Annotated in this window: 14 protein-coding genes and 3 tRNA genes; 5 read left to right on the forward strand and 12 right to left on the reverse strand. The window is 72.2% G+C overall.

The window, feature by feature from the left end; all coding sequences use genetic code 11:
• Window positions 1-32 precede the first annotated feature (32 nt).
• Both ABD080_RS15055 and ABD080_RS15060 read right to left on the reverse strand, forming a co-directional pair.
• Window positions 33-1,286 (reverse strand): amidohydrolase, encoded by a 1,254-nt coding sequence (locus tag ABD080_RS15055; RefSeq protein ID WP_343906055.1) that lies wholly within the window; start codon window positions 1,284-1,286, stop codon window positions 33-35.
• Between the two features lie 126 nt (window positions 1,287-1,412).
• On the reverse strand, window positions 1,413-2,600 hold the full coding sequence (locus ABD080_RS15060; protein WP_343906057.1) for a mannose-1-phosphate guanylyltransferase: 1,188 nt from the start codon (window positions 2,598-2,600) through the stop codon (window positions 1,413-1,415).
• Between the two features lie 276 nt (window positions 2,601-2,876).
• Here ABD080_RS15060 and sdhC point away from each other — a divergent pair, with 276 nt between their 5' ends.
• The 4 genes from sdhC to ABD080_RS15080 are packed head-to-tail and all read left to right on the forward strand — an operon-like array spanning window position 2,877 to window position 6,307.
• Entirely contained in the window at window positions 2,877-3,254 is a 378-nt protein-coding gene (sdhC, locus tag ABD080_RS15065; RefSeq protein ID WP_103385101.1) for a succinate dehydrogenase, cytochrome b556 subunit, read from the forward strand.
• 2 nt (window positions 3,255-3,256) lie between these two features.
• A complete protein-coding gene (locus ABD080_RS15070) occupies window positions 3,257-3,718 on the forward strand; it encodes a succinate dehydrogenase hydrophobic membrane anchor subunit (RefSeq protein WP_137770319.1) in 462 nt (153 codons plus the stop codon).
• Window positions 3,719-3,767: 49 nt separating this feature from the next.
• Window positions 3,768-5,543: a succinate dehydrogenase flavoprotein subunit gene (sdhA, locus tag ABD080_RS15075; protein WP_343906059.1), complete on the forward strand. Its 1,776-nt coding sequence runs from the start codon at window positions 3,768-3,770 to the stop codon at window positions 5,541-5,543.
• A complete protein-coding gene (locus ABD080_RS15080; protein ID WP_343906061.1) occupies window positions 5,543-6,307 on the forward strand; it encodes a succinate dehydrogenase iron-sulfur subunit in 765 nt (254 codons plus the stop codon). The genes sdhA and ABD080_RS15080 overlap by 1 nt, the downstream gene beginning before the upstream one ends.
• A 102-nt stretch (window positions 6,308-6,409) precedes the next feature.
• On the opposite strand, the gene ABD080_RS15085 is transcribed toward ABD080_RS15080, so the two are convergent.
• From ABD080_RS15085 to ABD080_RS15130, 10 genes are all read right to left on the reverse strand, one after another.
• On the reverse strand, window positions 6,410-7,234 hold the full coding sequence (locus tag ABD080_RS15085) for an exodeoxyribonuclease III (RefSeq protein ID WP_343906063.1): 825 nt from the start codon (window positions 7,232-7,234) through the stop codon (window positions 6,410-6,412).
• A gap of 139 nt (window positions 7,235-7,373) precedes the next feature.
• Window positions 7,374-8,273, reverse strand: a complete 900-nt coding sequence (locus tag ABD080_RS15090) for a bifunctional methylenetetrahydrofolate dehydrogenase/methenyltetrahydrofolate cyclohydrolase (protein ID WP_137770315.1) — start codon at window positions 8,271-8,273, stop codon at window positions 7,374-7,376.
• A gap of 79 nt (window positions 8,274-8,352) precedes the next feature.
• Window positions 8,353-9,624 carry a serine hydroxymethyltransferase gene (locus ABD080_RS15095; RefSeq protein ID WP_137770314.1) on the reverse strand — a complete coding sequence of 424 codons (1,272 nt, stop codon included), beginning with the start codon at window positions 9,622-9,624 and terminating at the stop codon, window positions 8,353-8,355.
• A 169-nt stretch (window positions 9,625-9,793) separates the two neighbouring features.
• Window positions 9,794-10,921 carry a UDP-N-acetylmuramate dehydrogenase gene (locus tag ABD080_RS15100; RefSeq protein WP_137770313.1) on the reverse strand — a complete coding sequence of 376 codons (1,128 nt, stop codon included), beginning with the start codon at window positions 10,919-10,921 and terminating at the stop codon, window positions 9,794-9,796.
• On the reverse strand, window positions 10,918-11,355 hold the full coding sequence (locus tag ABD080_RS15105; protein ID WP_343906068.1) for a MaoC/PaaZ C-terminal domain-containing protein: 438 nt from the start codon (window positions 11,353-11,355) through the stop codon (window positions 10,918-10,920). The genes ABD080_RS15100 and ABD080_RS15105 overlap by 4 nt, the downstream gene beginning before the upstream one ends.
• A gap of 136 nt (window positions 11,356-11,491) precedes the next feature.
• On the reverse strand, window positions 11,492-11,941 hold the full coding sequence (locus tag ABD080_RS15110; protein ID WP_137770311.1) for a MaoC family dehydratase: 450 nt from the start codon (window positions 11,939-11,941) through the stop codon (window positions 11,492-11,494).
• 206 nt (window positions 11,942-12,147) lie between these two features.
• A complete protein-coding gene (gene rpmG, locus ABD080_RS15115) occupies window positions 12,148-12,318 on the reverse strand; it encodes a 50S ribosomal protein L33 (RefSeq protein ID WP_017823818.1) in 171 nt (56 codons plus the stop codon).
• A 97-nt stretch (window positions 12,319-12,415) separates the two neighbouring features.
• Window positions 12,416-12,489, reverse strand: a tRNA-Met gene (locus ABD080_RS15120).
• Window positions 12,490-12,542: 53 nt separating this feature from the next.
• A tRNA-Thr gene (locus ABD080_RS15125) sits at window positions 12,543-12,615 on the reverse strand.
• A gap of 85 nt (window positions 12,616-12,700) precedes the next feature.
• Window positions 12,701-12,782 (reverse strand) — tRNA-Tyr (locus ABD080_RS15130).
• A gap of 408 nt (window positions 12,783-13,190) precedes the next feature.
• Between ABD080_RS15130 and ABD080_RS15135 the strand changes: the two genes are divergently transcribed.
• Window positions 13,191-13,679, forward strand: coding sequence for a YajQ family cyclic di-GMP-binding protein (locus ABD080_RS15135; protein ID WP_137770310.1), 489 nt, complete (start codon window positions 13,191-13,193; stop codon window positions 13,677-13,679).
• The last annotated feature ends 204 nt before the right edge of the window (window positions 13,680-13,883 follow it).

A 13,883-nucleotide genomic window follows, 5' to 3' on the forward strand; every position in this document is an offset into this window, starting at 1 on the left:
CGACCGTCGTGCTCGGCCGGGGGCGCGGCGCCTCAGCCGCGCTGCGCGACGAGGTCGCGCTGCAGGCACGCCGTGGCGAGCACCGCGGCGCCGTTGCCGATCGCGCGCTCGTCGATCATGAGGTCCCCCATGTGGAGGTCGTAGCTGCGACCGCCGGGCGTGCGCGTGCCGAGCCGGGCGAGCGCGCCGGGCACCTTCTCGAGGTACCACGCGAAGTCCTCGCCGCCCAGGGACTGCGCGGTGGGGTCCACGTTCGCGCGGCCCAGCACGGCGGAGGCGGCGGCCTCGAGCACCGCGGTCGAGGAGGCGGAGTTCGAGACCGGCGGCACGCCGCGGTCATGGGTCACGCGGGCCTCGACGCCCCACGGCCGCACGAGATCGGCGAGGAGCTCCTCGAGCAGCTCCTCCGCGCGGTCCCAGGCGTCGTGGTCCAGGCAGCGCAGCGTCCCCTCGAGCGTGCCCGAGCTGGGGATCGCGTTGAAGGCGGAGCCCGCGTGGATCGAGCCCCAGGTGAGGTTCACGCCCGAGCGGGGGTCCATGCGACGGGTGAGGGCCGCGGGCAGGCCGGTCGCGATCGAGCTCAGCGCGAAGACGAGGTCCTGCGTGAGGTGGGGGCGGGAGGTGTGGCCGCCCGCACCGCGCACCTGCACCGTGACCGGGTCGGTCGCGGAGGTGATCGGGCCGACCTTGAGCCCCACGTGACCCACGTCGACGCCCGGGTCGCAGTGCAGGGCGAAGATCGAGTCGACGCCGTCGAGCACACCCTCGCCGATCAGCTCGAGCGCGCCGCAGGGGTGGCGCTCCTCGGAGGGCTGGAAGATCAGGCGCACCCCGCGGCGCAGGTGCCCCTCCTCGGCGACCCGCACGAGGGCCATGGCCGCGCCGAGCACGGCGCTCATGTGCACGTCGTGTCCGCACGAGTGGGAGACGCCCTCGACGCTCGAGCGGAAGGAGACGGTGGAGAGCTCGGGGATCCCCAGCGCGTCCATGTCCGCGCGCAGGGCGACGGGCTTCAGGGAGGGGTCGCTGCCGGGCACGTCGCAGATGAGACCGGTGCGCGGCATGCGCACGGGCTTCAGACCGAGCGCCTCGAGCTGCTCGGCGATGTAGTCGGTGGTGCCGTGCTCCTCGTGGGAGAGCTCGGGGTGGCGGTGGAGGTGGCGGCGGATCCCCCGCAGGTGGTCGGAGCGCTCGTGGACGGTGCGCATGATGAGCCCGTCGGGGCCGAGCATCGCCTGCTCCGGTCCGCCCGGGTGCTGCTCCTGCTGAACCTGCTGCGCCTGCACGTGCGTCCTGCCTTCCGGACGGTCCCTGGGGCCCGTCCCTCGATCCTGGCCGCCCGCGGTCGCGGGCGGCGACTGCCGGGTCTCCCCCGCCCGGCCCTGCTCCTGCTCCCCGTCCCCGCGCGGACCTCAGCGCAGGTCGTCCCTCCCGGCGCCGGACAGGGCGGAGACGATCCGCGTGAGCTCCTGGGCGTGGTCCTCGTCGAGCACGAGGAGGGCGTCCTCGGCATCGACCACGGTGATCCCGTCGAGGCCGACGAGGGCCACGTGACGATGCGTGGCACCGTACACCGTGGCCCGGGAGCCGACGGCATCCACGGTGGCGGTGCCCAGCACCCGGACATCTCCCCCACCTCCGGCGCCGTCACCGGCCCCGTCGACACCTTCCGCGCGGACGGTCCCGTCGGCGGCGCCGACCGTCCGGACGCCGCCGCCGGCCGCCGGCGAGCGCAGCTGCCGCGCCAGCGCGGCGAAGTCGCCGACGTCGTCCCAGTCGAAGCGGGCCGGCACCACGGCCACGCGGCCGCGCGCGGCGAGCGGCTCCGCGAGCGCGTGGTCGATCGCGATCGAGAGCAGCGAGGGCCAGACCTCCTCGAGCACCTCCTGCTCCTGCGCGGTGCCGCGGGCCGCGGCGATCCTGCGCACACCCTCGGGGAGCGGCGGGATCTGCACGGCCAGCTCGTCGAGCAGGACCCGCGCGCGGACCACGAACATGCCGGCGTTCCACAGGAACCGGCCCGAGGCGAGGAACTCCTCCGCGACCTCCCGGGTCGGCTTCTCGACGAACCGGGAGACGGGCAGCGCCCCCGCGCGCTCGAGGACGGACGCCACCGGCGCGGTGGAGCGCTCGATGTAGCCGAAGCCCGTCGCCGGGTGCGTGGGGACGATGCCGAGGGTGACGAGGTGGCCGTCCTCCGCGGCGGCGCGCGCGGCGCGGACGTCCTCGGCGAAGGCGGCGGTGTCGGCGACCAGATGGTCCGCGGCGAAGGAGCCGATGACGGCGTCCGGCATCTCCCGCTCGACGACGGCGGCGGCGAGCGCGATCGCGGGCATCGAGTTGCGCGGCGAGGGCTCCGCGATCACGCGCGCGCGCCCGGCGGCCTGCTCCTCGACCGCGGCCCGGTGCACGGCGCCGGTGACGACCACGGGAGGGGCGTCGGCCAGCGGGAGCAGGCGCTCGATCGTCTGCTCGAGCAGGGAGGATCCGGTGCCGGTCAGATCGAGCAGGAACTTGGGGCGCTCACGCCGTGAGAGCGGCCACAGTCTGGAGCCGGAGCCGCCTGCGGGGATGACGGGGACGAAGGGGGCCTCGGGCATGCGGCCAGGGTAGCGGCGTCCTGCGACCCCTCCGTGGAGGCGCCGGGGACCGACCCGACACCGCCGCGCGCGGGACAGAAAGCGCACGTCATGGTGTTACGCTGGCGGGGCCCCTGTCGGGGGCGATGATGATGTCGCCGTGTCGTGAACCGGCCCTCTGCGGGTCCCCAGTGCGGGCCCTGCAGCCGTCGGGCCGGGTGCGGCGCGACAGGCCCCTGCGGGCCCGCCCGTCATCCCGTCCGCCGACGACTCAACCGACGCTTCTGGAGGAACTCCGTGGCTTCCGCCCAATCCGGGACGCTGTATCGCGGACGCGAGGGCATGTGGTCCTGGGTCGCTCACCGCATCTCAGGGATGCTCATCTTCCTGTTCCTGCTCGTCCACGTCCTCGACACCGCCCTCGTGCGTGTCTCCCCCGAGGCGTACAACGAGGTGATCGGGCACTACAAGACGGTGGTGTTCGGCCTCGGCGAGATCGGCCTGGTGGGCGCCGTGGTGTTCCACGCGCTGAACGGCCTCCGCATCATCCTGGTGGACTTCTGGTCGAAGGGCACCAAGCACCAGCGCGGCCTGTTCTGGGGCGTCGTCGTGCTGTGGGTGGTCCTCATGGCCGGCTTCCTCCCCCGCCACCTCATGCACATGTTCGGAGCCTGACCATGAGCGCACAGACCTCCCCCACGCGGATCCCCGATCCCACCACGCGCTACCGCCGCACCGGCCAGCGCGGCGTGAACACCGAGATGCTCTCGTGGATGTTCATGCGCGCCTCGGGCGCCCTGCTCGTGATCCTCATCTTCGGCCACCTCTTCGTGAACCTCTGGCTGGGCCTCGGCGTCAAGGGCATCGACTTCGCCTTCGTCGCCGGCAAGTGGGCCAACCCCTTCTGGCAGGTCTGGGACCTGCTCATGCTGTGGCTCGGCCTCATCCACGGCGGCAACGGCGTGCGCACGATCATCAACGACTACGCCCGCTCCTCGACGCCGCGCCTGGTCCTCAAGGGCCTGCTGCTCGTCGCCGTGGTCGTCACGATCGTGCTCGGCACCCTCGTGATCTTCACCTTCAACCCCTGCCCGGCCGGCGCGGAGCCCAGCCTCCTGCCCGCCGTCTGCCAGGGCTGACGGCTCGGCCGTCCCGCATATCGCGATCGAAACGGAGCACTCACCGACCATGCAGACTCATGACTACGACGTGGTGATCGTGGGCGCCGGCGGCGCCGGCATGCGCGCCGCCCTCGAGGCCTCCAAGCGCGCCCGCACCGCCGTCGTCACCAAGCTCTACCCCACCCGCTCCCACACCGGCGCGGCGCAGGGCGGCATGTGCGCCGCCCTCGCCAACGTCGAGGAGGACAACTGGGAGTGGCACACCTACGACACCGTCAAGGGCGGCGACTACCTGGTGGACCAGGACGCCGCCGAGGTCATGGCCAAGGAGGCCATCGACGCGGTGCTCGACCTCGAGAAGATGGGCCTGCCGTTCAACCGCACGCCCGAGGGCAAGATCGACCAGCGCCGGTTCGGCGGCCACACGCGTGAGCACGGCGAGGCGCCCGTGCGCCGCGCCTGCTACGCCGCGGACCGCACCGGCCACATGATCCTCCAGACCCTCTACCAGAACTGCGTGAAGCAGCAGGTGGAGTTCTTCAACGAGTACTACGTGCTCGACGTCCTCATGACCGGCGACCCTCGCACCGACGAGGGCGTCCGCGCCTCCGGCGTGGTCACCTACGAGCTCGCGACCGGCGAGATCCACGTCTTCCGTGCGAAGTCCGTGGTCTTCGCCTCCGGCGGCTTCGGCAAGGTCTTCAAGACCACCTCGAACGCGCACACGCTGACCGGCGACGGCCCCGCCATGGTGCTGCGCCGCGGCATCCCGCTCGAGGACATGGAGTTCTTCCAGTTCCATCCGACGGGCCTCGCGGGCCTGGGCATCCTGCTCTCCGAGGCGGCCCGCGGCGAGGGCGCGATCCTGCGCAACAGCAACATGGAGCGCTTCATGGAGCGCTACGCGCCGACGCTGAAGGACCTCGCCCCGCGCGACGTCGTCGCCCGCGCGATGGCCAACGAGGTGCGCGAGGGCCGCGGCTGCGGTCCGAACAAGGACTACGTGCTGCTGGACCTCACCCACCTCGAGCCCGCGCACATCGACGCGAAGCTCCCGGACATCACCGAGTTCGCCCGCACCTACCTGGGTGTGGAGCCGTACACGGAGCCGGTGCCGGTGTTCCCCACCGCGCACTACGCCATGGGCGGCATCCCCACGAACATCCGCGGCGAGGTGCTCCGCAACGCGGAGGACGTCATCCCCGGCATGTACGCCGCGGGCGAGGTGGCCTGCGTGTCCGTGCACGGCGGCAACCGCCTGGGCACGAACTCGCTGCTGGACATCAACGTCTTCGGTCGCCGCGCCGGCATCGCCGCCGCGGAGCACGCGGCGACGGTCGAGTCCCCCGAGCTGCCCGAGGGCGTCGAGATCCCGACGGTCGAGCTGCTGCAGCGTCTCCGCGACCGCCCGGCCACCGAGGACCGCGTCGCGGACATCCGCCGCGACCTGCAGGAGACCATGGACGCCCACGTCCAGGTGTTCCGCACCGAGGAGACCTGCCGGAAGGCGCTCGCGGACATCGAGGCGCTCAAGAAGCGCTACGAGACCGTCGCCGTCCAGGACAAGGGCCTGCGCTACAACCTCGACCTGCTCGAGGCCGTGGAGCTCGGCTTCCTGCTGGATCTCGCGGAGACCGTCGCACTCGGTGCGCTGTACCGCAAGGAGTCCCGCGGCGGCCACTTCCGCGAGGACTTCGACAAGCGCGACGACGTCAACTTCCTGCACCACACGATGTACTACCGCACCCTCGAGGGTGAGGAGGGTGCCGAGGGCACCTCGATCCGGCTCGGCACCAAGCCCGTCGTGATCACGCGCTACGAGCCGAAGGAGCGTACGTTCTGATGACCGCCGTCGCCGAGAAGACCCCGGCCCCCGAGGCCTCCGCCGCGGAGATCCCCTCCTTCGAGGTCACCCTCCGCATCAACCGCTTCGACCCGGATTCCGGGAAGGACTCCTCCTGGGAGGACTTCACCGTCACGATGCACGGCACCGACCGTGTGCTCGACGCCCTGCACGAGATCAAGTGGCACCTGGACGGCTCGCTGAGCTTCCGCCGCTCGTGCGCGCACGGCGTGTGCGGCTCCGATGCGATGCGCATCAACGGCCGCAACCGTCTGGCCTGCAAGACACTGCTCAAGGACCTCGACATCTCCAAGCCGATCCTGGTCGAGCCGATCAAGGGCCTGCCGGTGGAGAAGGACCTCATCGTCGACATGGACCCGTTCTTCGAGTCCTACCGCGAGATCATGCCGTTCCTCGTGGCGAAGGGTCAGGAGCCCAGCCGCGAGCGCCTGCAGTCCGCGGAGGAGCGCGAGCGCTTCGACGACACCACCAAGTGCATCCTGTGCGCGGCGTGCACCTCGTCCTGCCCCGTGTTCTGGACCGACGGGCAGTACTTCGGCCCGGCCGCGATCGTCAACGCGCACCGCTTCATCTTCGACTCGCGCGACGACGCCGGCGAGCAGCGTCTGGAGATCCTCAACTCCAAGGAGGGCGTGTGGCGCTGCCGCACGACCTTCAACTGCTCCGAGGCGTGCCCCCGGGGCATCCAGGTCACCAAGGCCATCGCCGAGGTCAAGCAGGCCGTCATCCGCGGTCGCGTCTGATCCTGCGGGGCCCGCCCACCTGCGGGGCGGCCCCCGCACGACGGAGCGCCCGGCCCCCTCGAGGGGGCCGGGCGCTCCGTCGTCCCGGAGGAGGGCGTCGGATCAGTCGTAGGTGACCACGAGCGGCGAGTGGTCGGACCAGCGGGTGTCGTAGCTCGGGGCGCGGTCCACCTGCGCGGCGGTCGCCCGCTCCCCCAGGTGCGGGGTGGTCAGCTGGTAGTCGATGCGCCAGCCCGAGTCGTTGTCGAAGGCCTTCCCGCGCTGCGACCACCACGTGTAGGGACCCGGGACGTCGCCGGCGAGACGGCGGTGCACGTCGACCCAGTCGCCCTCGACGAGGAGGCGGTCGAGGTAGGCGCGCTCCTCGGGCAGGAACCCGGCGGACTTCAGGTTGCCCTTCCAGTTCTTGATGTCGTTGTTCTGGTGGGCGATGTTGAGGTCGCCGGTGAGGACCACGTGGCGGCCGTCGGCCCGCAGCGCGGCGAGGCGCTCGAGGGCGACGTCGAGGAAGGCGTACTTGTCGACCATCGTCTGCGGCTTGTCGACGCTGCCGGAGTGCATGTAGCAGGAGATGACGGTGAGGTCCTGGCCGTCGCCGAGGGGGTCGCCGAGGTCCGCCTCGAGCCAGCGGCCCGAGTGCGCGTCCTCCTCCTCGAGGCCGGGCAGGCCGCGCCGCACGCCCTCGAGATCGATCCGCTCGAGCGAGGTGCGGGCCGCGATCGCGACGCCCGCACGGCCCTTGAGCCGTGACGCCTCGCCGACGATGCTCCAGCCCTCCCCCATGAGGTCGGCGAGCAGCTCGTCCGGCGCACGCACCTCCTGGAGGGTGACGACGTCCGCGGAGGTCGCGGCGAGCCAGTCGCCCATGCCCTTCCGGGCGGCGGCGCGCAGGCCGTTGACGTTGACGGTGGCGAGTGTGAAGGTCATGCCCGCCAGTATTCCAGGGCGGGCCGACGCCCGCCGCCCGCGCCCCTCCCCCGGAGCGCCGTCACCGGGGGGCGTCCGCACGCGACGAGGCCGCCCCGATCACCGGCCGGGGCGGCCTCGTGCGCGTGCGGCGAGCGGGTCAGGCGGCGGGGCCGGTCCCTGCGGCGTGCTCCGCCATCTCGACGACGTTCTGCACGAGCAGCGCGCGGGTCATGGGGCCCACACCGCCGGGGTTCGGGGAGATCCAGGAGGCGACCTCGGCGACGGCCGGGTCCACGTCGCCCACGAGCGTCGCCTTCCCGCCCTCGGGGTCCTCGACCCGGGAGACGCCCACGTCGAGCACGATCGCGCCGGGCTTGACGTCCTCGGGTCGCACGAGGTGCGCGACGCCCGCCGCGGCGACGATGACGTCCGCCCGCTTCAGGTGGTCGGGGAGGTCGCGGGTGCCGGTGTGGGTGAGGGTCACGGTCGCGTTGATCGCGCGGCGCGTGAGCAGCGCCCCGATCGAGCGGCCGACGGTCACGCCGCGACCCACCACGACGACGTCCTTGCCCTTGAGGTCCACGTCGTGGCGCAGCAGCAGCTCGACGACGGCCCGCGGGGTGCAGGGCAGCGGCGTGGAGATCGGGCCGTAGGCGTTGAGCACGAGCCGGCCCAGGTTCATCGGGTGCAGGCCGTCGGCGTCCTTCGCGGGGTCGATCCGCTCGAGGATCGCGTCGGTGTCGATGTGCGCGGGCAGCGGCAGCTGCACGATGTAGCCGGTGCACGCCGGATCGGCGTTGAGCTCGTCGATGACGGCCTCGAGCTCGGCCTGGGTGGTCTCCGCCGGGAGGTGGCGCTGGATCGAGTTCAGGCCGATCTGGGCGCTGTCGCGGTGCTTGCCACGCACGTACGCGGCGCTGCCGGGGTCCTCCCCCACGAGGACGGTCGCGAGGCCGGGCTGGGGGTGGCCGGCGTCGACGAGGGCGCTGACGCGCTCGGCGAGCTCGGCCTTGATGGCCTTCGCGGTGGCCTTGCCGTCGAGGATCTGAGCGGTCATGGGGCTCCTTCCGGGGAGCGCTGGGAACGGTCGGGGACGAGCGCGGGGCCCGGCATCGGCCGGGCCCCGCGAACGTCGATCAGTACTGCTGGAGCTCTGCGTAGAGCGGCTTCTTCTCGGCGAGGGCCGCGGTGCGGGCCCGCAGGGACTCGAGGTCCGCGCCGCCCGTGAGGGCGAGGGCGATGACGTCGGCGACCTCGGTGAACTCCTCGGCGCCGAAGCCGCGGGTCGCGAGGGCCGGGGTGCCGATGCGCAGGCCCGAGGTGACGCGCGGGGGACGCGGATCGTTGGGGACCGCGTTGCGGTTCACGGTGATGCCCACCTCGTGGAGGCGGTCCTCGGCCTGCTGACCGTCGAGCTCGCTGTCCACGAGGTCCACGAGCACGAGGTGCACGTCGGTCCCGCCGGAGATGACCTTCACGCCCTGGGCGGCGGCGTCCTCCTGCTGGAGGCGCTCGGCGAGGATCTTCGCGCCCTCGAGGGTGCGGGCCTGGCGATCCTTGAAGTCCTCGGAGGCGGCGACCTTGAGCGCGACGGCCTTCGCGGCGATGACGTGCATGAGGGGCCCGCCCTGCTGGCCGGGGAAGACGGCGGAGTCGATCTTCTTCGCCCACTTCTCCTTGCACAGGATCATGCCGGAGCGGGGGCCGCCGATGGTTTTGTGGATGGTGGTGGAGACGACGTCCGCGTAGGGGACGGGGCTCGGGTGCAGACCCGCGGCGACGAGGCCCGCGAAGTGCGCCATGTCGACCCAGAGCGCGGCGCCGACCTCGTCGGCGATCTCGCGGAAGCGCGCGAAGTCGAGCTGGCGGGTGTACGCGGACCAGCCGGCGACGATGACCTTGGGCTGCGACTCGACGGCGAGGGCGTGGACCTTGTCCATGTCGATCAGGCCGGTGCCAGGCTCGGTCTCGTAGGCCACGATGTCGTAGAGGCGGCCGGAGAAGTTGATCTTCATGCCGTGGGTGAGGTGGCCGCCGTGCGCGAGCGAGAGGCCCATGAGGGTGTCGCCGGGGCGGGCGAGGGCGTGCATGACCGCGGCGTTCGCGGTGGCGCCCGAGTGCGGCTGGACGTTCGCGTGCTCGGCGCCGAAGAGGTCCTTCGCGCGCTGGATCGCGATCTCCTCGGCGACGTCGACCTCCTCGCAGCCGCCGTAGTAGCGGCGACCGGGGTAGCCCTCCGCGTACTTGTTCGTCAGCACCGAGCCCTGCGCCTGGAGCACGGCGCGCGGCACGAAGTTCTCGCTGGCGATCATCTCCAGCGTGCGCTGCTGGCGGGCGAGCTCCCGATCCAGGACCTGGGCGATGTCCGGGTCGAGATCGGCGATGGACTGGGAGAGGACGTCGTTCACAGGGCCTCCTGCGGCAAGGGTGGATCGGCGGGCATGGGCCGTCCCTCCATCCTAGATCGCCGCGCCGCCCCGGGCAGGATCGTCCACGCCGTCCCGCAGCGTCGCGGCCCTGGGCGGCGTCCCCGGCCAGCCGCCTCGGATCAGCCGCCCCGGGTCAGCCGTCCCCGGATCAGAGGTCGACGCCGAGCCGCACCGGCTCCGGGTGCAGCGCGACGCCGAAGCGCTCGGCGACCCCGGCCTGCACAGCGCGGGCGAGGGCCACGAGATCCTCGCTCGAGGCGCCGCCGCGGTTGGTCAGTGCGAGGGAGTGCTTGGTGGACAGGCTCGCCCGCTCCCCCACCGCGAAGCCGCGGTCGAAGCCGGCATGGCTGATGAGCCAGGCGGCGCTCGTCTTCACGAGGCCGTCGCCCGCGGGGAAGCGGGGGGCGTCCTCGGGCAACCGCTCGGCCTCCGCCGCCGGGAGGATCGGGTTGGTGAAGAAGCTGCCGGCGCTCCACGTGTCGCGGTCCGCGGGATCCAGGACCATGCCCTTCTCCCCGCGGATCCGCAGCACGGTCCCCCGCACCTCCGCCATCGGCGCCCGCTGGCCCACCTCGATGCCGAGCGCCGCGGCGAGCTGGGCGTAGCGCACCGGGGCGGAGAGCGAGCCGAGGGTGTGCTGGAAGCTCACGGAGAGCACCACGTAGCGGCCGGTGGCCGACGGCGCACCGCCCGTGAAGGGCGTGCGCTTGAAGATGCTGTCGCGGTAGGCGAAGTCGCAGTCGCCCGCGTAGAAGGTGCGCACGGCCCCGCGCTCGCGGTCCCAGGTGCGCACCCGGGTGATCGTCGAGGCGACCTCCTGGCCGTAGGCGCCGACGTTCTGGATCGGGGTCGCGCCCACGGTCCCGGGGATGCCGGAGAGCGCCTCGATGCCCACGAGCTCCCGCGCCACGGCGTACTGCACGGCGCGGTCCCAGCTGACCCCGGCGAAGTGCTCGACGATCGCGCCGCCGCAGGTGGGGTCCAGCGGCGTGAGGGCGGCGGGATCCGCGGGGCTGCCGTCGGGCTCACCCGAGGTCGGGATCTCGCAGGTCGCGTCGAGGCCGGGCGGGGTCCCGGGGTCCTTCAGCAGGACGACGGTGCCCTCGAAGGGGGCGTCGGAGGCGATGAGGTTGGAGCCGCCGCCGAGCACGAGCATCGGCTCCCCTGCGGCGTCCGCCGCGGAGACGGCGTCGATGACCTGCTGCTCGGTCGTCGCCTCGACGAGGGTCCGGATCTCCCCGCCGATCCGCAGGGTCGTGAGGTCGGCGAGCCTCATGCCTGCACCGGCAGCGCGATGACGGCGCGGGCGCGGCCCAGCACCGAGGTGCCCTCCGCGGTGACGGCGGTGAGGTCGATCCGGACGGTGCCGGCCTCGGGGTCGACGGCGCCGACGGTCGCGGTCACCTCGAGCACGGTCTCGCCGGTGGCGGGGACGGGCACGGGCTTGGTGAAGCGGGTGGAGTACTCGCGCAGCAGCGAGGGGTCGCCGAGCTCCTCGAGCAGGCCGGTGATCGCGGTGCCCATGGTCAGCATGCCGTGGGCGATGACGCCGGGCAGGCCGGCGGCCTCGGCGACCGTGTCGTTGTAGTGGATCGGGTTGAAGTCGCCGGAGGCGCCCGCGTAGCGGACCAGGGTGTCGCGGCTGAGCCGGTGCTCGCGCCGGGCGAGGACCTGGCCCTTCTCGAGGGTGCTGAGGTCGAGGTCGTTCATCGCATCTCCAGGGGCGTGGGGCGGCCGGGGCCGCGGGAGGTCGGGGATCCGGCGTCGGTGCCGGGGCGCTGCGGGGAGGGGGCGGGCGGGCCCTGTGCGGCAGGTCGCCGCGAGGAGCCGCCGTCGCTGCGGCGGGTCAGTCGCCGCGGACGACGAGCATGCTGCGCACGCTCGCGACCGGCGCGCCGGCCTCGTCGGTCATGTCCACCCGGGTGGTGACCATGGCGTGGCCGCCGGCGGCGCGCACGGACTCGACGGTGAGCGTCGGGACGAGCCGATCCCCCGCGACGACGGGGCGCTCGAGGGTGAACCCCTCCTCGCCGTGGACCACGCGCGTGAAGTCGATCCCCGAGGCCGGGTCCTCGATGTACTGCGCCTCGGTGGCCTGGGCGAGGGAGACCAGGAAGGTGGGCGGTGCGACGACGCCCGCGTGGCCGGCCGCGCGCGCCGCCTCGGGATCGAGGTGCAGCGGGGAGGTGGCGCCGGTGGCGCGCGCGAACTCGGCGATCTTCGCGCTCGAGACCTCGTGCACGGCCCCTGCGGGGTAGGTGCGACCGGCGAAGGACGGATCCGGGGTGGTGGTCATGTCTCTCCCAGGGTGCCCGGGCGGGTGATCCCCCGGGCGATCGAAGGCGGTGGCACTGCGGAGCCGCAGGTCCGACGGCGGGCCCGCGGGCGTGGTGGCCTGCGGGCCGTGAGGACGGCGCGCCCGTGGCGCACCTCCCCCCAGGATGCACGAAGGCCACCCGGGTCGCCCCGAGTGGCCTGTCGTGTCGCGCTGGGGAGACCCGGTCAGCGGGTCTCGCGGTGCGCCGTCTGCTTGCCGCAGGTCGGGCAGAACTTCGAGAGCTCCAGCCGATCCGGGGTGTTGCGACGGTTCTTCTTGGTGATGTAGTTGCGGGCCTTGCACTCGGTGCAGGCCATGGTGATCTTGGGACGCACGTCAGAGCTCTTGCTCGCCACGACTCGCCTCTTTCGTTCCGAGAAGCGCGCTCGCCCGCGCGCCTGGCTGGGTCCCCTCGCGGGGAGATGAATCTTATCGCCGGTAGGACCGGTGCGGTACCGAGGGCGGGGATCGAACCCGCGACCTCACGATTATGAGTCGTGCGCTCTAACCGTCTGAGCTACCCCGGCGTGATCGATGCGACGGCCCGATCTCGAGACGAGACCGGGCCGGCATCCATCAGAGCCCTGAAAGGGAATCGAACCCTTGACCTTCTCCTTACCATGGAGATGCTCTGCCGACTGAGCTATCAGGGCAACCCGGTGAACACTACACAATCCCTGCTCGGAGAGCAATTCTCGCGGTGTTCCCGGTGCTTCGGATCACAAGGACCCTCCGCGGTGGCAGGTGAGGGATTCGAACCCCCGTAGGCAATGCCAGCTGATTTACAGTCAGCCCCCTTTGGCCACTCGGGTAACCTGCCGGGTTGGCCTCCCCCGTCGTCCTCCACCCCTGGGAACCAGGTGCGAGGGCCGCCGGAAGCGGACTCGGAAAGCATAGCGGGGTGGGCGACGGTGCGCGAACCCGGGAGGCCTCTCCGCCGCATGACCATGGTCACAGGGCTTCTGACCTGCAGTTTCGATGCCTCCGGCGGATTCGGTGCCCGCTCGGCACCGGGGCAGCGCCGGGTCAGCACCGGGTCACGGGGATCGTCGGCCCGCCGCCGGCGGCCCGGCCGACGCGTCCCGCTCCGATCCGGCACGGCCCGCGGATCGCCTCTCCCTCGGCACACAGGGCCACGGCCCCTCCCGGCGCAGCGCCCGGATCGGGCATCATCGGGGGATCGTGCATCATGCAGGGGCAGGGAACCCCCGAGGAAGGAAGGCACCCCATGGCCGATTCATCGTTCGACATCGTCAGCCAGCTCGACCGCCAGGAGGTCGACAACGCCGTGAACCAGGCGGTGAAGGAAGTGGGCCAGCGCTACGACTTCCGCGGCACCGGCGCCTCGCTCACCCTCAGCGGGGACGAGATCGTCATGACCGCGAACGCCGAGGAGCGCGTGCTGGCCGTCCTCGACGTCCTGCAGACCAAGCTCCTGCGCCGCGGCATCTCCCTCAAGGCCATCGAGGTGGGCGAGCCCAAGCAGTCCGGCAAGGAGGTGCGCCTCGCGGCCGCCCTCAAGGAGGGCATCAGCACCGAGGACGCCAAGAAGATCTCCAAGATCATCCGCGACGAGGGCCCCAAGGGCGTGAAGGCCCAGATCCAGGGCGACGAGCTGCGGGTCTCCTCCAAGAGCCGCGACGACCTCCAGGCCGTCATCGCCCTGCTCAAGGGCAAGGACCTCGAGGTCGCGCTGCAGTTCATCAACTACCGCTGATCGCCCGCGACCCCTCAGCACGTCGAGGAGCCCCGATCCCCTCCCCTGCACGGGGTGGGATCGGGGCTCCTGCGCTCTCCCGGCGGGGCCGGGAGGGACCTCAGTTGCTGTTCGAGGTCGTGTCCTGCTCCTCGGCATGCTGGTTCAGCTCATCCGACTTCGCCTTGCACGCCTCGACCACGCTGTTCACCGGACCCGAGACAA

The organism is Brachybacterium rhamnosum, assembly GCF_039526185.1.
Classification (GTDB): Bacteria; Actinomycetota; Actinomycetes; order Actinomycetales; family Dermabacteraceae; genus Brachybacterium; species Brachybacterium rhamnosum.